Origin of the sequence: Streptomyces sp. NPDC059875 (assembly GCF_042731085.1) — a bacterium.
Taxonomy (GTDB): Bacteria; Actinomycetota; Actinomycetes; order Streptomycetales; family Streptomycetaceae; genus Streptomyces.
Genome location: NZ_JBHWJZ010000015.1, coordinates 140,219 through 165,089 on the forward strand (window position 1 = coordinate 140,219; position 24,871 = coordinate 165,089).

The following is a 24,871-nucleotide window of genomic DNA, read 5'->3' on the forward strand; positions in this document are numbered from 1 at the left end:
GGAGCTTGGCGGCTCCACCCCTGGGTGGACGGTCGCTAGGCGTCGATCCGCGAGCGGTCGAGGGTCGCCGCGGAGCTGGTGATGAACTCCTTGCGGGGAGCCACGTCGTTGCCCATGAGCAGATCGAAGACCTGCTCGGCCGACTCCAGGTCGCCGATGTTGATCCGGCGCAGGGTCCGGTGCCGCGGGTCCATCGTGGTCTCCGCCAGCTGGTCCGCGTCCATCTCGCCGAGACCCTTGTAGCGCTGGATGGCGTCCTTGTAGCGGACACCCTTGCGCTGGAACTCGAGCAGGGTCTGACGCAGCTCGTTGTCCGAGTACGTGTAGACGTACTTGTCCTGGCCCTTCTTGGGCTGGACGAGCTCGATGCGGTGCAGGGGCGGCACGGCGGCGAAGACCCGGCCGGCCTCGACCATCGGGCGCATGTAGCGCTGGAAGAGGGTCAGCAGCAGGCAGCGGATGTGCGCGCCGTCGACGTCGGCGTCGACGAGGAGGACGATCTTGCCGTAGCGGGCGGCGTCGATGTCGAAGGTACGGCCCGAGCCGGCTCCTATGACCTGGATGATCGCTCCGCACTCGGCGTTCTTGAGCATGTCCGAGACGGAGGACTTCTGGACGTTGAGGATCTTGCCGCGGATCGGCAGCAGGGCCTGGAACTCGCTGTTGCGGGCGAGCTTGGCCGTGCCGAGCGCGGAGTCACCCTCGACGATGAAGAGCTCGCTGCGCTCCACGTCGTCGCTGCGGCAGTCGGCGAGCTTGGCCGGCAGCGTGGAGGACTCCAGCGCGGTCTTCCTGCGCTGCGCCTCCTTGTGCTGGCGGGCGGCGATGCGGGTCCTGGCGGCCGCCACGGCTTTCTCCAGGACGGCCCGGGCCTGGGCCTTGGCGTCGCGCTTGGTGGACGTCAGGAAGGCCTTCAGCTCCTTGGCGACCACGTTGGCGACGATCCGGCGGGCCGCCGAGGTGCCGAGCACCTCCTTGGTCTGGCCCTCGAACTGGGGCTCGGCGAGCCGGACGGTCACGACGGCCGTGAGCCCCTCCAGGGCGTCGTCCTTGACGATGTCGTCCTCGGCGACGCGCAGCATCTTGGCGGAGCGCAGGACCTCGTTCACCGTCTTGGTGATGGCCTGCTCGAAGCCGGAGACGTGGGTGCCGCCCTTGGGCGTGGCGATGATGTTGACGAAGGACTTGACCGTGGTGTCGTACCCGGTGCCCCAGCGCAGGGCCACGTCGACGCCCAGCTCGCGGGTGACCTCGGTGGGCGTCATGTGCCCACGGTCGTCGAGGACCGGGACGGTCTCCTTGAACGTGCCCTGGCCGGTGAGGCGCAGCACGTCGCAGACGGCCTTGTCCTGGGCCAGGAACTCGCAGAACTCGCTGATGCCGCCGTCGAAGCGGAAGGTCTCCTCGCTCTTGCCCACGCCCTCCAGGTCGCGCTCGTCGCGGACCACGATGGTCAGGCCGGGCACCAGGAAGGCGGTCTGGCGGGCGCGCTGGTGCAGGTGCTCCAGGGAGAGCTTGGCGTCCTTGAGGAAGATCTGGCGATCGGCCCAGTACCGCACGCGGGTGCCGGTACGGGTCTTGGGGACGCGCTTGCCCTTCCGCAGCCCGTTGCCGGGGTCGAAGGGGCTGTCGGGGCCCTGCTCGGTGAAGATGCCGGGGACGCCGCGGCGGAAGCTGATCGAGTGCGTGGCGCTGTTCCGGTCGACCTCGACGTCGAGCCGGGCCGACAGGGCGTTCACCACGGAGGCGCCCACGCCGTGCAGACCGCCGGAGGCCGCGTACGAGCCGCCGCCGAACTTTCCGCCGGCGTGCAGCTTGGTCATGACGACCTCGACGCCGGAGAGCCCGGTCTTGGGCTCGACGTCGACCGGGATGCCCCGGCCGTTGTCGCACACCTCGACGGAGCCGTCGTCGTGGAGGATCACGTCGATGTGGTCGCAGTAGCCGCCGAGGGCCTCGTCGACCGAGTTGTCGATGATCTCCCAGAGGCAGTGCATCAGGCCGCGGCTGTCGGTGGACCCGATGTACATGCCGGGGCGCTTGCGGACCGCTTCGAGCCCTTCGAGTACGAGCAGGTGCCGCGCGGTGTAGTTGGAACCGTCACGGTCTGCGGTCAGCAGCGCACTGGACGGCACGGACGTCTCGGCGGTCACGCGGTTCGCTCCTCGCTGAATTTGAAAACTGGCCCGGTGGGGTAAGGCCCGGCGTCGTTCACCGGTCTGAGGGTACCGATGCCTGGTAGAGCCGTTGTCACGCCACCCTCCTGATTTCTCATGCTAGTGCAGAGTCGCATGGGTGTTCGATCCCTCGATGGGGTGACGCGAACATCACGTTCCCTTCCAGGCATGAACCATTTAGGCTCCGGGCACGTCCTCATGAACAACCGGCAACCCAGCCGGGAGGACGAACCGAGACAAGCAATGCGAAATCCGTAGAGCGACGCAATACGGCTCATTCGCCGCCAACCGGCAGCAGACAGCCACCTCGGGAAGAAGTTTCGAGGAAAAGCCACGAGCGGGAACGTTTTCGGCCTGGTTGGATGTTGACCCTGGTACGACAGCTCGTCGAGCTAGAGAAGAGGCGACGTGACTACTGTTCTGACCCCCGCGAGCCCCCTGACGGCCGCTGACCGCTGCGACCGCTGCGGCGCCCAGGCGTACCTGCGCGTCGTCCTGACCAGCGGCGGTGACTTGCTCTTCTGCGCCCACCACGGGCGCAAGTTCGAGCCGGAACTCAAGAAGATCGCCGCGGAAATACAGGATGAGACCGACCGGCTCACCGACGTGCCGGCCAAGGCAGTAGACGAGGACCGCTGACGCCTCGCATCCACGACGAGCCATGGGCCGGTCGCTGACCGGACGACGGGCGGCCACCCCCGCAAGCAAGGGGGGCGGCCGCCCGTTCTCGCACCCGAGGCCCTGGGCCCTCTCGGGCCCTGCGGGCGTGCGACTCAGAGGTTCGGCGGCAGGACCGCCGAGATTCGGGTGTAGACGCCCGGATTCTCCGCCTGCCCGCAACCACTCCCCCAGGACACGAGCCCGATGAGCCGCCCCGCGGCCACCAGCGGCCCTCCGCTGTCTCCCTGGCAGGCGTCCCTGCCGCCCTGCGGATCGCCCGCGCACAGCATCGTCTCGGCCCGGTACGCGGCTCCGAAGCCGCCCGGATAGGCCCGCTCGCACGCCGCGTCGGGCAGCACCTGGACACGCGCCGAGCGCAGCGCCGAGGCATAGGTGCCGTTGCCGGTCGTGTCCCCCCACCCGTAGACGTCCGCCGCGGTCCCTGGAGTCTCGGCCACGTCGCCCGGGCGGGCCGCCTTGATCACATAGGACTGCGGCAGAGCGGTGGCCAGCGTCAGCACGGCCAGATCGTTGGCGTTGGTCGTGGGGTTGTAGTCCGGACTGATCCAGGTGTCGGAGATCCGGATCTCCTGTCCGCTCTGGCCGAGCAGGGTGCTGCGGCCCGCGATGACCTTGAGGTCGGGGAGGTTCGAGGGCTCGCCGCCCAGGACGTCCCTGGCCAGGCAGTGGGCCGCCGTGAGCACCCGGGTGGGCGCGACCAGCACGCCTCCGCAGAACTGCCCGGCACGCGTACCTCCGAACCGGTCACGGCTGGAGAGCGCCACGGCCCACGGCGCGTCCGCGATCTCCGCGGTCTGTCCCCCGACCACGACACTGTCGGCGGCCGCGGGAGCGGTGGCGGCGAGCGGCCCCGCCGCCGCCGAGATCAGGCCCAGGGCAGCGGTCACTGCTCGGGCGATGGGGCGACGCATAGAGCCTCCTGACTCTCCGATGATGTCGGTTCACCCAGCGTCGTCCAGGCGCCCGCACCGTGCACCCGCGCACGCCGAAGGGCCCGGCTCCCTTTTTCGGGGATCCGGGCCCTTCGGCGTGTACGACCGCGGACTAGTCGAGGTAGTCGCGCAGGACCTGCGAACGGGACGGGTGGCGCAGCTTCGACATCGTCTTCGACTCGATCTGACGGATCCGCTCACGCGTGACGCCGTAGACCTTGCCGATCTCGTCCAGCGTCTTCGGCTGGCCGTCGGTGAGACCGAAGCGCATGGAGACCACGCCGGCCTCACGCTCGGAGAGCGTGTCGAGGACGGAGTGCAGCTGCTCCTGGAGGAGGGTAAAGCTGACCGCGTCGGCCGGGACGACCGCCTCGGAGTCCTCGATGAGGTCACCGAACTCGCTGTCTCCGTCCTCACCCAGCGGGGTGTGGAGGGAGATCGGCTCACGGCCGTACTTCTGGACCTCGATGACCTTCTCAGGGGTCATGTCGAGCTCCTTGGCCAGCTCCTCCGGGGTGGGCTCACGGCCCAGGTCCTGGAGCATCTGGCGCTGGACGCGCGCGAGCTTGTTGATGACCTCGACCATGTGCACCGGGATACGGATGGTGCGGGCCTGGTCGGCCATGGCGCGGGTGATCGCCTGACGGATCCACCAGGTGGCGTACGTGGAGAACTTGTAGCCCTTGGTGTAGTCGAACTTCTCGACGGCGCGGATCAGACCCAGGTTGCCTTCCTGGATCAGGTCCAGGAAGAGCATTCCGCGGCCGGTGTAGCGCTTGGCCAGCGAGACCACCAGTCGGAGGTTGGCCTCCAGGAGGTGGTTCTTGGCGCGGCGACCGTCCTCGGCGATGATCTCCAGCTCGCGCTTGAGCTTGGGCGCCAGCTTGTCCGAGTTGGCCAGCTTGTCCTCGGCGAACAGGCCGGCCTCGATGCGCTTGGCGAGCTCGACCTCCTGCTCGGCGTTGAGCAGCGGGACCTTGCCGATCTGCTTCAGGTAGTCCTTGACCGGGTCCGCGGTGGCACCGGCGACGGCGACCTGCTGCGCCGGAGCGTCGTCCTCGTCCTCGTCGGACAGGACGAAGCCCTTGTTCTCGCCCTCGGCCTCTTCGTCCTCACCCTTGCCGGGCGCGACGTCCTCGAGGAGCTCCTCGCCCTCGGGCACCTCGTCGGCGTCCTTCTTGGAGGCGGTCTTCTTGGCCGTCGTCTTCTTGGCGGTGGCCTTCTTGGCCACCGTCTTCTTGGCCGCGGTCTTCTTCGCGGCCGCCTTCTTCGCCGGCGCTCCGGCCTCGTCGGCCGGGTCCGCGCTCTCTGCTGCCGGGGCCGCCGTGGCGGCCGAGACGGTCTTCGTCACGGTCGTCTTGGCGGTGACGGTCTTGGTGGCGGTGCGCTTGGCCGGGCTCTTCGCTGCGACGCTCTTGCGGGCGCGCTTCGGCGACTCCGCTGCACTGACCATCAGCGTCACACCCTCTTCCTCGAGGATCTGGTTGAGGCTGCGCAGAACATTCTTCCACTGGGTTGGCGGAATCTGGTCAGCCTCGAAGGCCCGACGCACGTCATCGCCGGCGATCTGCCCATCAGCCTTTCCCCGCTCGATGAGCGCCATCACAGACTCGGACTCGGCGATCTCCGGCGGGAGCGTACGGGATGTGCTGGCCGACACGAACAACCTCTCGGAACGATGGAAAACGGCTTCCGGCCCCGCCCGGGATCGGGCCGGAGCCGACGACCATCGGCTGGGAATGTGCCGACGGCGCGGGCTGGACCGGGGAACTGCACAGCGCCTCACGCGGCTGCTGTATTCCTTCCTCGGCTGTCACCTCTTAAGTCATCGCACGGCTTCGAGGAGTGTTACGCCCAATCCGCGTGGCCCGAGTCACACCTCAATCGCGACGAATCGGCCAGAACGGGCGTTCGTCGCACATTCGCGCCGCCCGGGCCCCCGCGGACCCTGGGGATACATCATGATCCCCGGGCTCCGCGCGGCTCCGGCGACACGCGAGGCGTGCGGCTCCGCACCCCAGGCCGTGGCCCGCGGGTCAGTGCTCACGCGGAGCGGGCACGACGCGCTCCACCTCCGGGTGGACGGTCAGCAGCTGACGCATGGCCGTCTCGGCGCCCTGCGCGTCCCCGGCCGCGAGGCAGTCGACGATGCGTGCGTGGTGCCCGAGGCAGGACTCACCCGGGCGGTCACAGCCGGTGACCGGGCCGCCGGACACCTGGAGCGCCGCGGCGACGATGCCGGAGAGGTGCTCCAGCATCCGGTTCCCGGCGAGCTGGATCAGCAGGGAGTGGAACTCGACGTCGGCCCGGGAGAAGGTGATGCCGTCGCCCTGGGCGTACGCGTGGCCCATGATCTCGACCATGTCGGCGAGTCGCTGCTGGACGTCCTCACGGCCGTGACCGGCGGCGAGCCGGGCGGCCAGCGGCTCGATCGTCCAGCGCAGCTCGTTGAGCTCGCGGCGCTGGTCGTCGCGCTGCGGGCCGAAGGCGCGCCACTCGATGATGTCGGGGTCCAGCAGGTTCCAGTCGCTGACCGGCCTGACCCGGGTGCCGACGTTGGGGCGGGCGCTGACGAGACCCTTGGCCTCCAGCACGCGCAGCGATTCGCGCACGACGGTGCGGGAGACCTCGAAGCGCTGCCCGATCTCCTCCGGGACGAGCGGGCGGTCGGCGCCGAGGTCACCGGAGACGATCATCTGCCCCAGCTGCTGGACGAGCTGGCCGTGCAGGCCGCGGCCGCGGCTGCCGGCCGTGCGACGACCGACCCGGCCGAGGTCGGTCTCCACCCCTTCCCAGGAGGACGGACCCACGCGATCGGCGACGGGCGCCTCCGCGTACGGGTAGCGGTCGAGATCGCCCGGGGCGCCGAGGCCGGAGTCGACGGGGCGGGCGGCGGTCATCATGGTGTGCGCAAGGGTACTCACGCATCCTTTGTCGGCGTGCCTCCCGTGACCCTTGAGGTCTTTGGTGAAAAGCACACGAAAGGGTGATCGGCACCCCCTACACAATTGACGATTAATCGGACATAACCGGCCATTCTCAAGGGAGTTACCGCGAAAGCGGAAGCTTTCGATCTGGAAATGATCACCAACGCGCCTTACGACGAAGGCCCGTGAACAGATAGGCGCAGAGCAGGACGGTCAACGACAGCGCCAGCGCCACCCCCACGGGCTGGGCGACCACCCGCAACGCCCCCGCCAGCCAGCGGTCGGCCGCCGTCGGCCACTCCATGGTGACGAAATCACGCAGCCGGGCCGGGAGTCCTGAGATCGGGCGGCCCGAGGGTCCGGAGGTGGCCATCCGCAGCAGGGGCGCGAGGACCACCGGCACCGCGAGGACCGCCGCCACACCCGCCGCGGCGACCCGGAAGACCCCGGCCCCGAGCACCCCGGCCCAAGCGCAGCCGACGATCAGACCGAGCCAACTCGCACACAGTGTCGGCCAGTTTTTCGGTACGGGAATCAACTCGCTGCCGTAGACGAGGCGAAGGACCTGCAGGTCGGCGGCCACGACCAGCACGGCCAGGACCAGGGCGACGGCGGCCGCGACCGTGAGCTTGGCGAGCAGCAGCCCGAGGCGGCGCGGAACCGCGCCCCGGCCGGTCGTGAGCGCCGGGTAGCGGTACTCGTCCGCGAACGAGAAGGCGCCGAGCATCCCCGCCCCGATCGCGGCGGGCGGCAGGGGGGACAAGGCGGGCCAGCCGGCGAGCAGCGGAGGCAGGGGTGTCCCGCCGCTGCGCGCGAGCACCACCGAGATCACGACGGAGGCGACCAGGACGGCCGCCGCGACGAGCGGGGTGGCCGGAACGCCCAGCAGCCTGCGGATCTCGTACCGGAGCGGGCGGAGCGGCGAACGCGTCGGCCGCCGCTCCGACGGCGGCTCGCGCTGCGGCTCGGGCTCGGGCTGCGGCTCGGGCTGATGCTGCTGCTGGCGCTGGGGCTCGTGAGGGACAGCGACGGCTTCGGCGGCGGGGCCACGACCAGGCGCCGGAGCGGACCCGGTGGGGCCGGAGGAGGCGCGCGGGCCCGTGTCGCCCACTTCGTCGGACAGTTGGTGGATGAGCACCCCGTGCCGGAACGCGGTCTCCCCGATCGCGGCGCAGTCGCTGCCGTAGACGGACAGCCGATTGCCCTTCTCGGTGATCACCTCGACGGTACGGCGCGCGGCGCGCGCCTCCTGCGTGACGGCCGCGGCAAGCCGCGCGGCATGGGGCGTGCGTACGGCCACCCGCGGCCGCAACCGGGTGCGGGCGAAGTCGGCGACCTCCTGCTCCGCGACGAGCCGGCCGCCGGCGAGGGTGACGACGCGGTCGGCGTTGCGGACCACGTCCTTGGGGTCGTCGGTCGTGTAGAGGACGGTGCCGCCGTCGACGGCATGGGCGCGCAGGAGTTCGTGCAGCCAGGCGTTCTCCCGTGCGGAGAGGCCGGTGCCGGGTTCGTCCAGGAGAAGTGTGTGCGGATCGGCCAACAGGGCCGACGCGAGGCCGAGTCGACGGTCCATCGCGCGCGGCAGGGTGCCGATGCGCTGGTCGTGGAGGCCGGTGAGTCCTACGGCCCGGAGCATCTCGTCGGCCCTGGACGCGGGAACCCCGGTCGCCGCGCACAGCATCCGCAACTGGCTGCGCATGGTTCGCGAGGGGTGTCCCGGGACGTCACCGAGCAGCACACCGACCTCGCCGGCGGGGTGCGCGATGCGGTGGAGGGGGCGGCCGCGGAAGTACGTGACGCCACGACCGGGTTCGAGTTCGAGCATCAACCGCAAGGCGGTGGTCTTCCCGGATCCGGTGGGGCCCAGAAGGGCGGTGACCTGACCCGGACGGGCCTCGAAGGTCAGATCGTCCACAGCGGGCGGGAGGTCGCGGCGGGGGCTGCTGGTGAGTCCGATGGCCTGGAGCATCGCTTCTCTCGCGGTAGGTGACACCGCTCCGCGGCAGGGCGGCTATCGAAGCAAGATAACGCTACATTTCGGACTTTTGGTGCAGGGTTGAGGCCTCGGGTCGCCTCGGAGAACGCCGGTCAGACCTCGGGGCGCAGCATGGGCGGGTTGAGCAACGTCGCCCCACCTGCCCGGAAGAGCTGTGCGGGACGGCCGCCCTGGCGCGTGGTGGTGCCACCCGCCGGAACCAGGAAACCGGGGGTACCGGTCACCTTTCGGTGGAAGTTGCGCGGGTCGAGCGCGACACCCCACACGGCCTCGTACACCCTCCTGAGCTCGCCGACCGTGAACTCCGGCGGGCAGAAGGCGGTGGCCAGCGAGGAGTATTCGATCTTGGAACGGGCCCGCTCCACTCCGTCGGCGAGGATCTGGGCGTGGTCGAACGCCAGCGGCTCCCCCTGGCCCTCCTCACGTTCGACCGAGCCGTCCTTGCCGAGCAGCTCCTCGACCGGTGCCCAGCGGGCGCTGTTCGCGTCTCCGCCCGCGCGTGGCGCCGGCAGGTCCGGAGCGAGCGCCAGGTGCGCAACGCTGACCACCCTCATCCGGGGGTCGCGCTGCGGGTCCCCGTAGGTCGCCAGCTGCTCGAGATGCGCGCCGTTGCTCGGCATCGGTGACGGGGCGCCCGGGTCGTGGACGCAGAGCCCGGTCTCCTCCACCAACTCGCGCGCCGCCGCGGCACCGAGGTCCTCGTCGGCGCGGACGAATCCGCCCGGCAGCGCCCACCGGCCCTGGAACGGAGCTTCTCCCCGTCTCACGACGAGAGCGCACAGAGCGTGGCGCCGCACGGTGAGCACGACCAGATCGACGGTGACGGCAAAGGGCGGGAAGGCCGACGGGTCGTAGGGAGGCATGCCGCGATCATAGTCGTCTTCCTGACGATAAACACGCCCCTCCGCTGTATCGACCATGACTTCTCCCTCCGACGACGCTTCCTCGGCGGCGACGCCCCGCATGGTTCAGCCCCCCAGCTGGAGGCCGTCGGCGGCCTCCTCGACCATGCCGAGTCCGAGCCGGCTCACCCGTACGGCGAACGGCTCCCCCGCGACACGCAAGCCCGACAGCCGTACCGCGCCGAGGGGAGCCGACCGGACGGGGTGCAGGGCCACGGTCCGGCCCGGCACGTCGGGCCGGATCCCGGCGAGGGTCGCCAGGAGGTGGACCCCGGCGGCCGCGGCCACGGCGGCCGGTCGGCAGGCCGCCGGGTGCGGCACCGGAACCCCGCCGGCCGTGCGCTGGTCGCCCGCGTACATCTCGGGCAGCCGATGGCCGAACGCCTCCGCCGCGTCGAGGGCGCCACGGAGCAGGGACGCGGCCTCCCGCTCGTACCCCGCAGCCGCGAGCCCGGCCACGGCGACCGCCGTTTCGTGGACCCGCACCGCTCCTGCCCGGTGGCCGAAGGGATTGTGGCCGGCTTCCTTGGCGCCGAGGCTGCGCAGCCCCCAGCCGGAGTCCAGCGCCGGGGTGCCGAGCAACCGGGCCAGCTGTTCGGTCTCGGTCCTGTCCAACAGACCGGGCGCGTACCGCCCGCCGCCCAGCAGGCCGGTGTCGAGGAGGTGCGCCGCCCACCCTCCGAGCTGGCTCCACGGCCGACCTCCCGGCGCGCGCGCAGCGGCGGGTCTGCCGCCGGACCGGTCGTCGAGCCAGAACTCCGCGCGGAAGCGCGTGCGAAGAGTCCTCGCCCAGTCCCGCCAGGCGTCGCCACCGGGCCGGCCGCAACCGTCGAGGAGATCGGCGCCGAGCACGGCAGCTCGGTGGGCATGGGCCTGTGTCTCGGCCCGCCAGGGACCGGTGGGCCCCGGATCCGGGACGAAACCGTGCGGGTCGGCGGCGGCCCGCAGCCACTGCAGGCAGCCCTCCGCGGCGGGAAGCAGTTCCTCCAGGTCCTGGTCGGGCAGCCCCCAGCGTCTGGCCTCGGCCAAGGTCGCGGGGAAGGCAAGGGTGGCCTCGATGCCGGTACAGCGGGGCGGCAGGTGGGGCCCCGCGTCCCTGAACGTGCCGGGGATGCGCCCCGCCGCAGGGCCGGAACCGCCGATCTGGGTACGGGCCAACGTGCGGAGCGTCGTGACGGCGAGCCGGGTGCCGAGGGGCAGGGCCATACGGGCGGCCCAGAGCGCCTCGGCGGTGGCGGGTCCGCAGCGCCAGGGCACTCCGGCCGCGAGATGGACGTCCGCCGGGTGCGCGGGGTCGCGCTGGAGGAGGGCCCGCAGATCGTCGACGGCCGTGCGCAGGAGCTCCCCGATCCTCGGATCGTCGCCCTCGGCGCGGGCTTCGGCGAGGACGGCCCCGCCGGGCCGCCCTGCGCCCGGCGGTGAGAGGTGCGCGAGCCGGGGTGTCCGGTCCCCGCGCACCCTGAGCTCGATGGTGGCGGCGGCTCCGGGTGCCAACTCGATGTCCCACCGCAGAAGCCCGGCGGCGGCCAGCGCGTCCATCGGCGGCGGGTCTGCGGTGACGGCCGCGCACCGGCCGTCGTCCGCCGTCCAGCGCATCCCGGTGCCGTGGACGCTGGGGTGGATCTCGGGCCCGGGCCGCCCGGACGCCACCGCCCCCAGATCCGCGAGATCCGTCCCCAGAGCGATTTCCACCGGGAGTCGCAACGGTCGGCCGGCCGAGCTGCGCAGGGTGATCCGCTCCGTTCCGTCGGCGCTGCGCGAGCGCTCGACCGTGACGCCGGGGTCGGGTCCGTTGTCTCCCGCCGTACGCAGGACCCCGAGGAACACGGCCCGGTCGGAGGCGGCCCGCCTGCCCTGGAGCGCGATCGGCTCGCGTCCGGCCACCCGCAGCACGCAGCGGGCCAGGAGTCTCCTTCCGGACACATAGACCCCTTCGAGGCCGTGCCCGGTGAGCTGTCCGTGGTCGGCACAGATGACGAGGGCGGGCAGGGCGACGCAGATGAGCGCGTTGTGCACCGACGGCAGGTCGCCCGGCCGTGGGGCGCCCGGGAGCGTGAGACCGGCGAGGGTCGCGGGTCCGGCCGGGGGTCCGGGGGCCGGGACGGAACTGGGGGCCATGGTTGGTGTGCGGCGCTCTCTGTGCGATCCGGACTGCCGGTGAGCTGTCGGCGGGACGGGTCGTGGGGCTCCGCCACAGAGCTGAACGCCGCCGCGGGCGGCCTGGTCACGGGCGTCATCGCCCGCTCCTCGTGCCCGGCTGTCCGGTGCGCCGGGCCGCGCCGCCCCGGGGCGGCTTCGGCGAGGCCTTGCCGGGGCGGGTGCCGGCGGGCGGCCCGCCCTTCTTGATCGTCTGCGGACGGGCGCCCCGGGGCGCGACCCGCCGTGCGGCGGGGCGGGGCGCGATGGCCGTCGCCTCCCTCGTCTCCCGTTCCTGTCGCAGGCAACTGCGCAGGGACTCGGGGTCGAGCCCCTCGTTGCAGGCCTGGTGCAGCAGGCGGGCGAAGACGTAGTCGGGGTCGGCGCCCAGTGCGAGGCTCAGGGCGACCCGGGCCGCGGGTTCGTCGCCGGTGGACCAGGCCACCCAGCCGACGAGGGTGAGGGGCGCTGCCGCGTGTTCCTGGAAGGGGGCGACACAGCGGCGCGCCAGTACCCGCCAGAGCCGAAGGGCCGCAGCGCCTTCCGGACCTTCCATCCATTCGGCGGCCTGGTCGCGGGTGTCACGGTCCTGGAGTCCGAGGATCAGCGCCGCTGCCTCGTCGGGATCGATCAGTGCGTCGTCGGCCTCGTCCCGCTCCGCCGTCCCCATGCCGCGTACCCGATCCGCCGCCGATGTCCGCGCCGGCCCCTCGGTCGCGGTGGACGGCCCGCCGAAGCGCCGCAGCATCTCGCGGGCGAGCCGCAGCGTCTTCTCCCTGACGTCCGCTCGGCCCGCGCCCGGCGGATCGTCGAGGATCTTCGGGACGATCACGGCGGCGGCCGCGTTCAGGGCCTTGCGCTGCGGCTCGACGTCGGAGGACGCGGGGTCGGAGGATGGGCGCGGCTTGAGCCGCGCCTCCATGTCGCGCAGGGATCCCCGCACCTGGATTCCGGCGTAGGCGGCCGATGCCGCCATGACCGACGTGCCGGTCAGGGCGAGTGGGGTGCCGTCGGGCGGGCAGCAGCGGGTGTCGGGACAGACGTAGGAGAAGAAGAGACCGTCGGAGATGCAGAGGACTTCGTAGACGGGAATGTCGAGCTCGCCGCAGGCCGTACGCAGCCGCTGGGCGAAGGGCCGCAGCCGCTCCATCACCCGGCGCCCGGTCTCGCCCGGCGCGGGGTCCTGGCAGAGGAAGACGACGATGCCGTCCGGGCGGGTGCCGCGGCGGGCGCAGCCGTCGACGAGGCACTCGGCGAGGTGCTCCGCCGTCGAGGGCCACTCCTTCGCCGAGCGCGGGATGCCGAGCCTGACCCGGCTCCCGAAACGGCCGTGCTCGCCGTGCAGGGCGACGAGTACGACGGAATCGGTGGGATGGAAGCCCAGCATGAAGGGGAGTGCGTCGGCCAGTTCGGCGGGGCCGCGCAGGGTGATCTGCTGCGATTCGGCCGGTCCACGGGATTCGTGCGGGTTCGTGTTCATGGTCACGACGGTCTCGCGACCGGCCCGGGCTCGGAAACCCCTGTGGATAACTCTCGCGGGCCCTGCCTCCCCGTTGTCCACAGGTTCTGTGCCTCGTTCGCGCAATGTCCGACCCATCGGGTTGCATGGGGGCATGACCAACGCAGACCGTCTCTCCGACCGCGCGGGCCTCCGGGCCACCGCCGATGCCGTACTCGCCCGCCTCGTCGGGGACCCGAGCGGCACGGCGAGACTGCGAGAGGACCAGTGGCGGGCCATCGAGGCCCTCGTCGCGGACAAGCGACGGGCACTGGTGGTGCAGCGGACCGGGTGGGGCAAGTCCGCCGTGTACTTCGTGGCGACGTCCCTGCTGCGCGAGGCCGGCAGCGGTCCCACGGTGATCGTCTCCCCGCTGCTCGCGCTGATGCGCAACCAGGTGGAGGCGGCGGCCCGTGCCGGTATCCGTGCCCGCACGATCAACTCGTCGAACACGGAGGAGTGGGAGACCGTCCAGGAAGAGGTGGCCGCGGGCGAGGTGGACGTGCTGCTGGTCAGCCCCGAGCGGCTCAACAACCCGGACTTCCGCGACGAGGTCCTTCCCCGGCTCGCGGCCGCCACGGGTCTACTCGTGGTCGACGAGGCGCACTGCATCTCCGACTGGGGCCACGACTTCCGGCCCGACTACCGCCGTCTGCGCACGATGCTGGCGGAGCTGCCGGCCGGTGTGCCGGTGCTCGCCACCACGGCGACGGCCAACGCCCGTGTGACGGCGGACGTCGCCGAGCAGCTGGGTACGGGCGCGGGGACGGACGCGCTGGTGCTGCGTGGCCCGCTCGACCGGGAGAGCCTGAGCCTCGGTGTGGTCCAACTGCCCGACGCCGCGCACCGGCTGGCCTGGCTGGCCGACCATCTCGGCGAACTGCCCGGATCCGGGATCATCTACACGCTCACGGTCGCGGCCGCGGAGGAGGTCACCGCCTATCTCCGCCAGTGCGGCCACACGGTGTCCTCGTACACGGGGCGCACGGAGAACGCGGACCGGCAGCAGGCGGAGGAGGACCTGCTGGCGAACCGGGTCAAGGCGCTGGTGGCGACGTCGGCGCTGGGCATGGGGTTCGACAAGCCGGACCTGGGCTTCGTGGTGCACCTCGGTTCGCCTTCCTCCCCGATCGCGTACTACCAGCAGGTGGGCCGTGCCGGGCGTGGGGTGGAGCACGCAGAGGTGCTGCTGCTGCCGGGCAAGGAGGACGAGGCGATCTGGCAGTACTTCGCGTCGGTCGCGTTCCCGCCCGAGGAGCAGGTGCGCCGCACCCTGGACGTGCTGGCCCATGCGGACCGCCCGCTCTCCCTGCCCGCTCTGGAGCCGCTGGTCGAGCTGCGGCGGACCCGGCTGGAGACGATGCTCAAGGTGCTGGACGTGGATGGTGCGGTGCACCGGGTCAAGGGCGGCTGGACCAGCACGGGACAGCCGTGGGTGTACGACTCCGAGCGGTATGCCTGGGTGGCTCGGCAGCGGGCTGCCGAGCAGCAGGCGATGCGTGAGTACGCGGCGGCGACGGGCTGCCGGATGGAGTTCCTGCGTCGCCAGTTGGACGACGACGAGGCCGCCCCGTGCGGACGCTGTGACAACTGCTCGGGGTCCCGGTTCGACCCGAAGGTGAGCGATGCGGCGCTCGATGCCGCCAAGGGTGAACTGGGACGGCCCGGAGTGGAGGTGGAGCCGCGCAAGATGTGGCCGACCGGACTCACGGCGGTCGGTGTCGATCTGAAGGGCCGTATCCCGGCGGGCGAGCAGTCGTTCGGCGGGCGCGCGCTCGGGCGGCTGTCGGACATCGGCTGGGGCAACCGGCTGCGTCCGATGCTGTCGGAGCGGGCGCCTGACGGTCAGGTTCCGGACGATGTCGTGCAGGCGGTGGTGCGCGTCCTCGCCGACTGGGCCAAGGGCCCCGGGGGTTGGGCGTCCGGCGTGGCCGACGCTCCCGCCCGGCCCGCCGGAGTGGTCACGATCGCCTCGCGCAACAGGCCCCAACTGGTGGGCTCGCTCGGTCGGCGGATCGCGGAGATCGGCCGGATGCCGCTGCTGGGTTCGGTCGAGTACGTGCCGGAGGCGGAGGATCTTCGGATCTCCCGGACGAACAGCGCGCAGCGGGTGGTGGGGCTCCATCAGGCGCTGACGGTTCCTCCCGCGTTGGCCGAACGGCTGGTCTCGGCCGGCGGTCCGGTGCTGTTGGTGGACGACTTGTCGGACAGTGGATGGACCCTTGCCGTGTCGTCCCGACTGCTGCGCCGGGCGGGAGCGGAAGGAGTGTTTCCGCTGGTGCTTGCCGTCCAGGGGTGAAACGGGGAGTGAACACTAGGTAGCTGGGCAGGGATATGAGTGTCATACCGGCGCATTCCAGTCAGCGGCCTCAATTGCTCGTTGCCGCCCGCGCACAGGCCCGCAAGAATTGGGACCCCGCCCCGCACGGCCCTGTACGCGGTCCGGAAGGACTGTGCTGTGGTGCGCCCTCACTCGACCCTGCCCGCCTCGCGGGCGCGTATCCGAAGGGAGGACCGTGACCTTCGGATTCGCTCCGTCCGCAGCCACCTCGATCAACTCGTCGTCCGAGTCCGCCAGCCGCCTCGCCCGGATGCTGGAACCGTCCGAGTGGGCCGGGGCCGGAATCCCGCTGCTCCGCAACCCTCGTGAGGTCGTCAGCGGTCTGCACACCCGCCATCGACCGACTCCGGCGACCGCGGTCGTCGCCGTCCTGGACCACGAGGAACGGCTCGCCGCCAGCGCGTCGTTCGTTCGCCGCTCCGTCCCCGCGGACGGCTGGGAGTTCCGCAACGCGCTCCTCGCGCATCTGCGCCGTGTCATCCCGCACGACCTGCGGCGCCGGTCGCCCGTACGGACGGCCGTGCTGCTCTACTGCCGTGACGGTGACGAGCGATGGACGGAGGAGGACGGCGCCTGGATGTGGGGGCTGCGAGACGCCTGCACGCTCCACGGCCTGCGCTGCGGTGCGTACATCACGCTGACCCGCGGCGGTTGGCAGGTGCTCGGCGAGGGCCGGGGTGGCAGGCATCCCAGCTCCGATTCGCGTCCGGCTGCCCTGGGAGACGTCGCCTCCGAACTCGGCGTCTTCACGCCGCGTACCGCGGGTGGCGCCTCCGAACCGTTGCGTCGGACGGCGGCACGCTGACGCGCCCGCGCTGACGCATCCTCGCCGGTGTGGACCCGTGGGCCCTCGGGACCACGGCCCGGCCGCCCGCAGGGGGCAGCCGGGTCAGGACCGCGAGAGGTACTCCGTCTCAGACACCCGCGCCGAGCACGGCGTTGATGCGCTGCGGGTCACCGCAGACGATGAGCAGCGCTGTCGCGCGTCCCATCGCCAGGGGCAGGGCCCGTGCGGCGACGTCATCGGCTCCGCCGTTGACCGCCACGACGACCACCGGCCGTCCGGCGGCCTGCTCCACGGCGCCGGCGTCCGCGAAGAACACGTCGTCACGGGTGTCCTGTTGGGCCCAGTAGGCGGCGTCACCGAAGGACAGCTCGTGCGCCGCCCACGGGTGCTGCTCACCGGTGGTGAGGACGAGGATGTCGCCGGGCGGGCGGCCGGTCTCCAGAAGCAGATCGACGGCCTCTTCGGCGGCGTCGAGCGCGCCGTCGACGGGGGCGGGGATCAGCTGGATCTGAGGTCCGGACCGCTGTTCGGAACGATTCTCCGTGCGGGGCGACGGGGACTGCCCGGCAGCGGGGTGCGGGCGCGGCGCCGGCGGGGCGGGCCTGGCCGGTGCGGGGCCGGGGCGCCCGGGACGCGGCGACGCCGCGGAACGCGGACCGGGTACGGGACGAGGGGTCGGCGCGGGGTGGCCGGCGGCCGTGGCGCGGGGACCCTGGGCACTCTCGTGAATCTGAGGCTCCTCGGGGATGAGAGGCATGAGTGGATGTCTATCAAACGCCGGTGCGCGAGGCTCCGGCGGGTGGGCACAATCGTGCGACCCGGCTGCTGAGAAGAGGGTGCCGGGAAGTTCAGAAGTCGAAGCCGAGTTGGCCCCCGCTTTCCAGTGCGACCGCCTCGGCGGAGATGCGGACCTTCTTGAGATGCCGCCACTGGGGCAGCGCGTCGAGATACGACCAGGAGAGCCGGTGGTACGGGGTGGGCCCCCGCTCCTCCAGGGCGGCCTTGTGGACCGGCGATGGGTAGCCCGCGTTGGCGCCGAAGCCGTAGGCCGAGCACTCCTCGGCTTCGCTCTCCAGCTCGGCCATCATCGCGTCGCGCCGCACCTTGGCGATGACCGAGGCCGCCGCCACGGCGATGCAGGACTGGTCACCCTTGATCACCGTACGGACCTTCCAGGGGCTGCCGAGGTAGTCGTGCTTCCCGTCGAGGATCACCGCGTCCGGACGGACGGGCAGGGCGTCCAGTGCGCGCACGGCTGCCAGCCGGAGCGCGGCGGTCATGCCGAGCGCGTCGATCTCCTGGGGAGAGGCGTGCCCGAGCGCGTAGGCGGTCACCCACGTCTCCAGTTCCGCGGCCAGGGCGGTACGGCGCTTGGGGGTGATCAGCTTGGAGTCGGTGAGTCCCTCGGGGGGCCGGCGCAGACCCGTGACGGCCGCGCACACCGTGACCGGACCGGCCCATGCCCCGCGTCCGACCTCGTCGACCCCGGCAACGATCTTGGCGCCGGTGGTGGCTCGGAGCGATCGCTCGACGCTGTGGGTAGGTGGTTCGTACGGCATGGCGCCAGACAGGTTACGCCGATGAGGACCGCCCGCGATACCCGGATTCCCGTCGGATGTCCGAAGCGACCACGGGGAGGCGGCTCACACATGCGGAGAGCGGCGCATCGGCATCATGATCTGCTCGATCATGATGCCGATCTCGGTCCTATCCATTCGCTGGCGCACACATTCTGCGATCGCACCAAAGGGCGCGTATCGCGCGCTCTCGTCATGCGCATAACCGCGCGACCTCCCACTCCGAGGTCTCGCTATCGCATTCGTGAATGATCTGCGACACAGCGAAGAGTGTCCGGCGTCGCGATCGGGCTCAGGGGGTGCTGTACGGATCACCATCCGCGTCCGGGTCGTACTCCTCTTCCCTGCTCGGCCCGCCGCAGTCCACGGGAGACCGCTTGATCCCGCGCTCCGCCAGGATCGATCGGGCCCTGGCCTCCGACCAGCTGGTGGCGAACCACCCTCCGTCGTCTGCGCGCAGCCGCGCGTCGATGTCCATCAGCGCGCAGGAACGTTGCGGCTCGGGAAGCCGGTCGAGCGCGGGCACGGCGTCGGCCGAGAGCCCTTCGAGGTAGGGGACGTCGATCTTCTCGAGGCGCTCGTACCGCTCGACGTTCCGCTCGGCGACGATCGCGTCGGGCGAGGCCAGGCCGAAGGCCAGCACGGCCACGGCTGCACTCGCGGCCAGCGCCCGCGGCAGCAGGCGCGCACCGAAGACCCCCGCAGCCATGATCAGCACGATGACCAGTCCCAGCCAGATCTCCATCGCGGCCACCGAGATACGCAGCCGGGTGAGCCCGTACGCGTCCACGTAGAGGTCCATCCTGCGCAGCGCGGAGGCGACCACGACCAGGGTGAGGACACACAGGGTGCCGAGCACGGTGCGCACGAGCGTCCGGTCGCGGGCCTCCCCGCGCGGCGCCCACCGTAGGGCGAGGCCGATGACCACGAGGGTGAGCAGGGTGGCCATGAGGAGCTGCCAGAAACCCTGGCGGGCGTACGAGGAGTAGCTCAGGCCGGTCTCCTCGAGCACCTTGTCGTATCCGCCGAAGAGAACGGTGAGTTGGACCGCGTTGAAGGCCGCGAAGAGCAGGTTCAGGACGATGAGCGGAGCGGCCCACTCGAGTCGTGCCCGGGCCCGGCCGGGGCGGATGACCATGCGGTCCCAGCGCAGCGGCGCGGCGGCCGTTCGGGCGAGGGAGATCGCGCCGAACAGGCCGAGCAGGAAGAAGGAGAGCCGCCAGGGCACCTGGGCCGGCGAGAAATCGGGGATGAGCGAGCCGAGCAGGTCGGCGAAGGCCGCGTCGGCGCCCGCGAACAGTGCGCCGAAGACGACGAGCAGGGCGACGGCCACTCCGACCGTGCGCACGACCGGACCCCATCGGCCGCGGGAGCCGTCGGCCCGGTCACGCAGCCCTCGCCAGGCCCAGGTGGTGCCCGAGCCCAGCGAGTCGATCAGGCCGAAGGGCCCGAACAGCATGCTCGGCCAACCCCGGCCGCCGTGCAGGGCGAAGGCGGTCAGCGCCAGCGCGGAGACGATCGCGAGGAAGGTCGGCCAGCCGGCGTCCCGCAGGGCGGGCACGCCGAGGAGGGCGAGTCCCCCGATCGCCCAGACCAGCGTCCAGGGACGAAGGCGGCGGCCCGCCGCCCGCGCGGCGAAGGAGGCGGCGAGTACCGCGGGGACGGCCACGAGCACCAGGTTGAGCCCGATTCCGTCGCCGAGCAGCAACGCGCTCAGCAACGCCGTCGCCACGATGGCCGCCAGGGTCGCGGTCGTGGCCCGGGCCGGCGCGGCAGGACGCAGGGCGGTGAGCCAGCTGTCGCTCGGAGGCGCCGGGGGTGCCCAAGGATGGTGAGGTCTCTGCCCTCCCGGCCCCGGCCCGGGCCTTGGCCCCCCGGTGGACGCCACTGCCCGGTGTTGCGGCGGCACGGGCGGTACGGAACCAGGCGGAGTCGCCGAGGTGGCGGCCTGCGGCTCGGACGGAGCGCTGTCCTTCGGCGGTGGTGCGGACGGTGTGTCGGACACGGGACCCCCTCCCGACCCGGTCCGCACACGAGGCCATGACGGCGGAGGGCTGCGTCCGGGTGTCTCGTCGGCGCGCTCTCTTCATGATCAGCGCTTGGGAGTGGCCGACTCTAACCGTGCGCCCGGGTGTTCGACCCGCACCGGTCGGCGCTGTGGCAGGACCGTGACACTTGCCCGCCCTGCCGACGCGTCGACGTCAGGGGTGTACGGCGGCGGGGAGCCAGTCCGGCAGTTCCTCGGTCTGGTCCAGCCAGGACGTGGGGGGCGCTCCGGTCGTGGCGGAGGCTACGACACCACCCGCGATCGCACAGGTGGTGTCGACATCGCCGCCCACTTGCGCGGTCGTCCAGAAGACCTGCTCGAAGTCGCCCAGCCCGCGGGCCGCCGACCAGAGCGCGAACGGCACGGTGTCGTGTGCGCTGGTGCGCCGACCACTGCCCAGGACCGCGGCGACCGTTCCCGCGTCGCCGTAGTCGAGCATGTCCCGGGCCCGGCGCAGACCTGCGCCGACGGCGCTGCGCGGCACGAGTGCGATCACGCCGTCGAGGAGGTCCGTGGGGGTGGGCGGGCCGGCCGGGTCGGCGGCGAGCGCCGCCGCGGCGGCCACGGCCATCGTGCCGACCACGGCTTCGCGGTGCTGGTGTGTCGTGTACGCGGAGATCTCGGCCTGATGGGTCGCCTGCTCGGGGTCGTCCGCGTACCAGGCACCGAGCGGGGCGATCCTCATCGCGGCCCCGTTCCCCCATGAACCCTGGCCGTTGAAGAGCGCTGCGGCCAGCTCTCGCCAGTCGCCGCCCTCCCTGATGAGCCGGAGCATTCGGTTGACCGTGGGGCCGTAACCCCGGTCGAAGTCGTGATGCTCGGCGAACGCGTGCGCGAGGGCGTCCTGATCGATCCGGTTGTGCCGCGCGAGGACGGTCAGAACGGAGCAGGCCATCTCGGTGTCGTCGGTCCACTGCCACGGTCCCGACGGCACTTCGCGTCGTTTGAGCAGCGGATAGTTGGCGGGGACGAAGTACTGGGAGCCCAGGGCGTCTCCCACGGCCAGCCCTCGAAGGCTGGCCAGGGCGCGGTCGAAGCGCCGGTCGAGAGAGGAGTCAGCGGTCATCGCTCTGCCACTCTATCCGGTGTGGCCGTACGGTTCGGGGGTACGCCAGCGTTCGAACGGCCGGTCCAGTCGGTATCGGCCGTCCTCGCCGAGCAGGAGGGTCCGCGTCTCGGCGTTGCCCGGGTTGGACAGCGACTCGAAGTCGGCGACCGTCCAGTGGAACCAGCGCATGCAGAACAGTCGCATGGTCAGTCCGTGGGTCACCAGCAGCACGTTCGGCGGGTGGTCGGGTGCCTCGAAGCTGCGGTACAGACTCTCCAGGAACGCCCCGACCCGGTCGTAGACGTCTGCCCCCGACTCGCCCTGGGCGAAGCGGTAGAAGAAGTGCCCGTACGCGTCGCGGTACGCCTTCTGCAGCCGTACGTCGTCCCGGTCCTGCCAGTTTCCCCAGTCCTGCTCCCGCAGCCGCGGCTCCTCGCGCACGCGCACCTGCCCGGGGTCGAGGCGGAACGCCCGGAACGTCTCGTGGGTGCGACGGTACGGCGACACGTAGACGCTGACCCGTTCCGTGCCGAACAGTTCCCGAAGCCGCTCCCCCGTCTCTTCCGCCTGCCGTAGACCGGTTTCGGTGAGCCGGAGCGCATGGTCCGGTTCACGTTCGTACACCGTGTCGTCGGCATTGCCCTCGGACTCTCCGTGCCGTACGAGAACGATGCGCCGCGGTCGTGCCATGCCATGACCCTAGATCGCCCGCTCCGGAGGGGCTCAGCCGAGGAGGCGACCGGAGTCCATCCGGCGTATTCGGCCGGTGAAGCGGCGGCGCAGTTGTCGGTCGTGGGAGACCACGATCAGAGCCCCGGTCCATTGGTCCAGCGCCTCCTCCAGCTCCTCGACGAGGCCGAGGGCGAGATGGTTGGCCGGCTCGTCGAGGAGCAGCAGATCGGCCGGCCGGGCCAACAGGCGGGCGAGCGCGAGCCTGCGACGCTGCCCCGCGGAGAGGCTGCCGACCGGCACCCGGAGGTCCGCCGGGCGGAACAGGCCATAGGACAGGAGCAGTTCCGCCTGCTCGTCCTCGGTGAGCGCAAGCCCGCGGCCGAAGGCGGCGAGCACCCGCTCCGCGGGCCGGTGAGCCGGTATCTCCTGGGCCAGGAACCCGATGCGTCCCGTACGGCGCACCTCCCCGGCCTCCGGCTCGGCAAGGCCCGCGATGACGCGGAGCAGGGTGGACTTGCCCGCGCCGTTGCCGCCGTGGACCAGGAGCTTCTCCCCCGCCCGGACGGTCAGGTGGTCGACGGCCAGCCGGTCCGCGACGCGCACCCCGGCCAGGGTGACCAGATCCCCCTGGGCGCCGCCGGCGACCGGCCGCGCGACGAAGGTGAGCGGGCGCGGAGGCCGGGCCACCGGCTCGGCCCGGAGGCGGCGCAGGCGCTCCTGGGCGTTGCGCACCCGCCCGGAGACGGACGCCTGGACCCGGCCGCCGGCCCGGTCGTAGGCCATCTTGTTGTTGTCCTTGATGGAGCGGCCGGCCGCGACTCCGTGCGCGGTGGTCGCGGCGTATGCCTCGAGCCGCTCGGTCTCGTCACGCCACTCCTCGTACGCCTGCTCCCAGCGTTGCCGGGCGGCCGCCCGTTCGGCCCGGAACCCGGCGTACCCGTCGCCGTACCGGACGACCGTGCGGCGGTCGGCGTCGATCTCGAGGACGGCGGTGGCGACCCGCTCCAGGAAGACGCGGTCGTGGGTGACGGCCACGACGGTGCCCCGGTGGGCCAGCAGCGCCTCTTCCAGCCAGCCGAGGGCCTGTTCGTCGAGGTGGTTGGTCGGCTCGTCGAGCAGGAGGACCTCGGGCGCGGCGGCGACCGCGCAGGCGATGCCCAGCCGGGCCTGCTCGCCGCCCGACAGGCTGCCGAGCCGGCGCTCCCTTCCTATGGAGGCGAGTCCGAGGCCGTGCATGGCCTTGTCGACCCGCGCGTCCGCTTCGTACCCGCCCCGCAGTTCATAGGCGGTCAGCAGTTCCCCGTACGCATCGAGCGCGCCCCCGTCCGCGGTACCGAGCTCCGCTTCGAGCTCCCGAAGTCGCCGCTCCATGTCTCGGAGCTCCCCCAGGGATTCGTCGATCGCGTCGGCCACGGTGTGGTCGCCCGACAGTCGCGGCGTCTGTGCCAACAGCCCGGTACCGCCGTCGACCAGGGTGACGACCTCGCCTTCGTCGGGCGCTTCGATCCCGGCGAGCATTCGGAGCAGGGTGGTTTTGCCCGCCCCGTTCTCCCCCACGATCCCGATCCGCTCACCTGGGCGCACGGTGAGCGAGATCCGGTCGAGCAGCAGCCGGTCGCCGCGGGACACGGTCACGTCGTGCAGTGAGATCTGTGTGGGCAAGGGCGCCTCCGGTGAAGAGCTGGAATGAATCGATCAGGACAGGCAGAGCAGGGACACACCCCCGGCCCACAAATGCAACCGGAGTGGCGTTACGAAGAGTGTGGCAGACTCGACCCACTAACGCAACGGGAGTAGCAATTGAATGCATCGATCGAAGGTGAGCAGACGCCCGCGCCCGGCAGCAGGCGCCCCGGCGGCCGCACCGCACGCACCCGGGCCGCCGTGCGCGACGCGGTCCTGACGGGTCTGGCCGAATACGGCTATCCCGCCCTCACCGTCGAGTACGTCGCGGAGCACTCCGGCGTGCACAAGACGACGCTCTACCGTCGCTGGGGCAGCCTGGAAGGACTCGTCGCCGACGCCCTCGACCTCGCGGGCGAGGACAGCTGGACACCGCCCGACACCGGAAGTCTGGACGGCGATCTGCGGGCACTCGCCCGCGAGGTGGTCGACTCCTTCGCCGACCCCGCCGCCGCGGCGGCCCCCACCGCGTTCGTCGGCGCCGCCTTCCAGTCCGAGCGGGCCGCCGAAGCGCTCCGGGCCTTCTACACCGAGCGCTTCACCCGCTGCGAGGTGGTCGTCGAGCGGGCCTCCGCCCGCGGCGAGGCGCCCGCGGGCACGGACGCCGGCGCCGTCGTCCGCGCCGTCTCCGCGCCCCTGTTCCTGCGACTGTTCGTCACCCGTGAGCCGGTCGACATCGCGACGGCGGACCAATCCGCCCGCGCGACGCTGGCCGCGATCACCGCGGGCGCGTTCGTACGGCGACCGGAAGCCGGCGGCGAGGACTCGGCCGCCACGGAGTGATCAGACCGTCCAGGACGGCTCGAGCTGCACCACGTCACCGGTCAGCGCCGCCACGTCGGCCTCCGTCTGGGCCCGCAGCCCGAGTCGCTCCACGCGCTCGACCCGGTACTTGCCGTGCTCGGCGGCGGACCGCCACATCGACAGCACCACGAACTCGTTCCCGGGCGCCTCGCCGAACACGCCGCGCAGCATCCCCGGGGAACCGGCCATCGCCGGATTCCACACCTTCTCCTGCATCAGCGCGAAGTGCTCGACGCGGTCCTCGTGGACGCGACAGTGCGCCACCCTGGCCACGTCGGCATCGGTGAACCTCGGCTCGAATCCCGTCTTCACGTCGAAGCGGTGATCGAAGAGCTTGGCCTGGAGGTCCTTGTACGTGCCCGTCTGCGCGGCCGCGAGCCGGTCGTGCGAGCGCGCCATGAACGAGTCGTAGAAGGCGCGGCTCTCCCAGAAGGCGAAGATGTGGGCGACGTCCGGCCGCGCCCGGCTCCATCCCCCGCCCTGTCCCCGGAATCCCGGCTCTCCGAGCAACCCCGCCCATTTCCGCTGTCCCCGCTCGAACCCCCGACGGTCCACCACGGTGCAGCGAATCCACTTGACCAGCACCGCGCCATCGTACGGGGCGGGACGCGGCCCCCGTCAGAGTACGGAGGAGTGCACCGCACAATGATCACGAGAACACCG

Annotated in this window: 19 protein-coding genes; 4 read left to right on the plus strand and 15 right to left on the minus strand. The window is 71.7% G+C overall.

All coding sequences use genetic code 11. The features are described from left to right. Nucleotides 1-35: 35 nt before the first annotated feature. The gene (locus ACFV9D_RS20165) at nucleotides 36-2,153 is read right to left on the minus strand and encodes a type IIA DNA topoisomerase subunit B (protein WP_385147634.1); all 2,118 of its coding nucleotides are present in this window, start codon (nucleotides 2,151-2,153) and stop codon (nucleotides 36-38) included. 432 nt (nucleotides 2,154-2,585) lie between these two features. On the opposite strand from ACFV9D_RS20165, the gene ACFV9D_RS20170 reads away from it, so the two are divergent. Continuing rightward, a complete protein-coding gene (locus ACFV9D_RS20170) occupies nucleotides 2,586-2,816 on the plus strand; it encodes a hypothetical protein (RefSeq protein WP_137992866.1) in 231 nt (76 codons plus the stop codon). 134 nt (nucleotides 2,817-2,950) lie between these two features. Here the strand turns inward: ACFV9D_RS20170 and ACFV9D_RS20175 are convergent, their stop codons facing one another. The 7 genes from ACFV9D_RS20175 to ACFV9D_RS20205 form a co-directional block, all read right to left on the minus strand. Next, nucleotides 2,951-3,769 (minus strand): S1 family serine peptidase, encoded by an 819-nt coding sequence (locus tag ACFV9D_RS20175; protein ID WP_385147637.1) that lies wholly within the window; start codon nucleotides 3,767-3,769, stop codon nucleotides 2,951-2,953. A 133-nt stretch (nucleotides 3,770-3,902) separates the two neighbouring features. Then, nucleotides 3,903-5,450, minus strand: coding sequence for an RNA polymerase sigma factor (locus ACFV9D_RS20180; RefSeq protein ID WP_385147640.1), 1,548 nt, complete (start codon nucleotides 5,448-5,450; stop codon nucleotides 3,903-3,905). 376 nt (nucleotides 5,451-5,826) lie between these two features. Continuing rightward, nucleotides 5,827-6,714, minus strand: a complete 888-nt coding sequence (locus ACFV9D_RS20185) for a FadR/GntR family transcriptional regulator (RefSeq protein ID WP_385147643.1) — start codon at nucleotides 6,712-6,714, stop codon at nucleotides 5,827-5,829. A gap of 160 nt (nucleotides 6,715-6,874) precedes the next feature. After that, entirely contained in the window at nucleotides 6,875-8,686 is a 1,812-nt protein-coding gene (locus ACFV9D_RS20190) for an ATP-binding cassette domain-containing protein (protein ID WP_385147646.1), read from the minus strand. A 119-nt stretch (nucleotides 8,687-8,805) separates the two neighbouring features. After that, on the minus strand, nucleotides 8,806-9,576 hold the full coding sequence (locus tag ACFV9D_RS20195) for an NUDIX domain-containing protein (protein WP_385147649.1): 771 nt from the start codon (nucleotides 9,574-9,576) through the stop codon (nucleotides 8,806-8,808). A 105-nt stretch (nucleotides 9,577-9,681) separates the two neighbouring features. Further along, on the minus strand, nucleotides 9,682-11,733 hold the full coding sequence (locus tag ACFV9D_RS20200; RefSeq protein WP_385147652.1) for a glycogen debranching N-terminal domain-containing protein: 2,052 nt from the start codon (nucleotides 11,731-11,733) through the stop codon (nucleotides 9,682-9,684). Nucleotides 11,734-11,848: 115 nt separating this feature from the next. Next, a complete protein-coding gene (locus tag ACFV9D_RS20205) occupies nucleotides 11,849-13,231 on the minus strand; it encodes a DUF4192 domain-containing protein (RefSeq protein ID WP_385147655.1) in 1,383 nt (460 codons plus the stop codon). Nucleotides 13,232-13,364: 133 nt separating this feature from the next. Here ACFV9D_RS20205 and ACFV9D_RS20210 point away from each other — a divergent pair, with 133 nt between their 5' ends. Both ACFV9D_RS20210 and ACFV9D_RS20215 read left to right on the plus strand, forming a co-directional pair. After that, nucleotides 13,365-15,548: a RecQ family ATP-dependent DNA helicase gene (locus tag ACFV9D_RS20210; protein WP_385147658.1), complete on the plus strand. Its 2,184-nt coding sequence runs from the start codon at nucleotides 13,365-13,367 to the stop codon at nucleotides 15,546-15,548. Nucleotides 15,549-15,765: 217 nt separating this feature from the next. Beyond that, on the plus strand, nucleotides 15,766-16,395 hold the full coding sequence (locus tag ACFV9D_RS20215) for a hypothetical protein (protein WP_385147661.1): 630 nt from the start codon (nucleotides 15,766-15,768) through the stop codon (nucleotides 16,393-16,395). A 109-nt stretch (nucleotides 16,396-16,504) separates the two neighbouring features. On the opposite strand, the gene ACFV9D_RS20220 is transcribed toward ACFV9D_RS20215, so the two are convergent. From ACFV9D_RS20220 to abc-f, 6 genes are all read right to left on the minus strand, one after another. Further along, on the minus strand, nucleotides 16,505-17,134 hold the full coding sequence (locus ACFV9D_RS20220; RefSeq protein WP_385147664.1) for a hypothetical protein: 630 nt from the start codon (nucleotides 17,132-17,134) through the stop codon (nucleotides 16,505-16,507). Nucleotides 17,135-17,225: 91 nt separating this feature from the next. Continuing rightward, nucleotides 17,226-17,936, minus strand: coding sequence for a ribonuclease HII (locus ACFV9D_RS20225; RefSeq protein ID WP_385147667.1), 711 nt, complete (start codon nucleotides 17,934-17,936; stop codon nucleotides 17,226-17,228). A 310-nt stretch (nucleotides 17,937-18,246) separates the two neighbouring features. Further along, nucleotides 18,247-19,686, minus strand: coding sequence for a DUF4153 domain-containing protein (locus tag ACFV9D_RS20230; RefSeq protein ID WP_385147670.1), 1,440 nt, complete (start codon nucleotides 19,684-19,686; stop codon nucleotides 18,247-18,249). Nucleotides 19,687-20,155: 469 nt separating this feature from the next. Then, complete coding sequence (locus ACFV9D_RS20235; RefSeq protein WP_385147673.1) at nucleotides 20,156-21,067, minus strand: ADP-ribosylglycohydrolase family protein; 912 nt, start codon at nucleotides 21,065-21,067, stop codon at nucleotides 20,156-20,158. Nucleotides 21,068-21,079: 12 nt separating this feature from the next. Further along, the gene (locus ACFV9D_RS20240; RefSeq protein WP_385147676.1) at nucleotides 21,080-21,739 is read right to left on the minus strand and encodes a histidine phosphatase family protein; all 660 of its coding nucleotides are present in this window, start codon (nucleotides 21,737-21,739) and stop codon (nucleotides 21,080-21,082) included. Nucleotides 21,740-21,772: 33 nt separating this feature from the next. Next, nucleotides 21,773-23,383: a ribosomal protection-like ABC-F family protein gene (abc-f, locus tag ACFV9D_RS20245; RefSeq protein WP_385147679.1), complete on the minus strand. Its 1,611-nt coding sequence runs from the start codon at nucleotides 23,381-23,383 to the stop codon at nucleotides 21,773-21,775. Nucleotides 23,384-23,521: 138 nt separating this feature from the next. Between abc-f and ACFV9D_RS20250 the strand changes: the two genes are divergently transcribed. Next, complete coding sequence (locus ACFV9D_RS20250; RefSeq protein WP_385147681.1) at nucleotides 23,522-24,187, plus strand: TetR/AcrR family transcriptional regulator C-terminal ligand-binding domain-containing protein; 666 nt, start codon at nucleotides 23,522-23,524, stop codon at nucleotides 24,185-24,187. Here ACFV9D_RS20250 and ACFV9D_RS20255 read toward each other — a convergent pair whose 3' ends face one another. Beyond that, nucleotides 24,188-24,793 carry a YdbC family protein gene (locus ACFV9D_RS20255; protein WP_385147684.1) on the minus strand — a complete coding sequence of 202 codons (606 nt, stop codon included), beginning with the start codon at nucleotides 24,791-24,793 and terminating at the stop codon, nucleotides 24,188-24,190. Nucleotides 24,794-24,871: the final 78 nt, after the last annotated feature.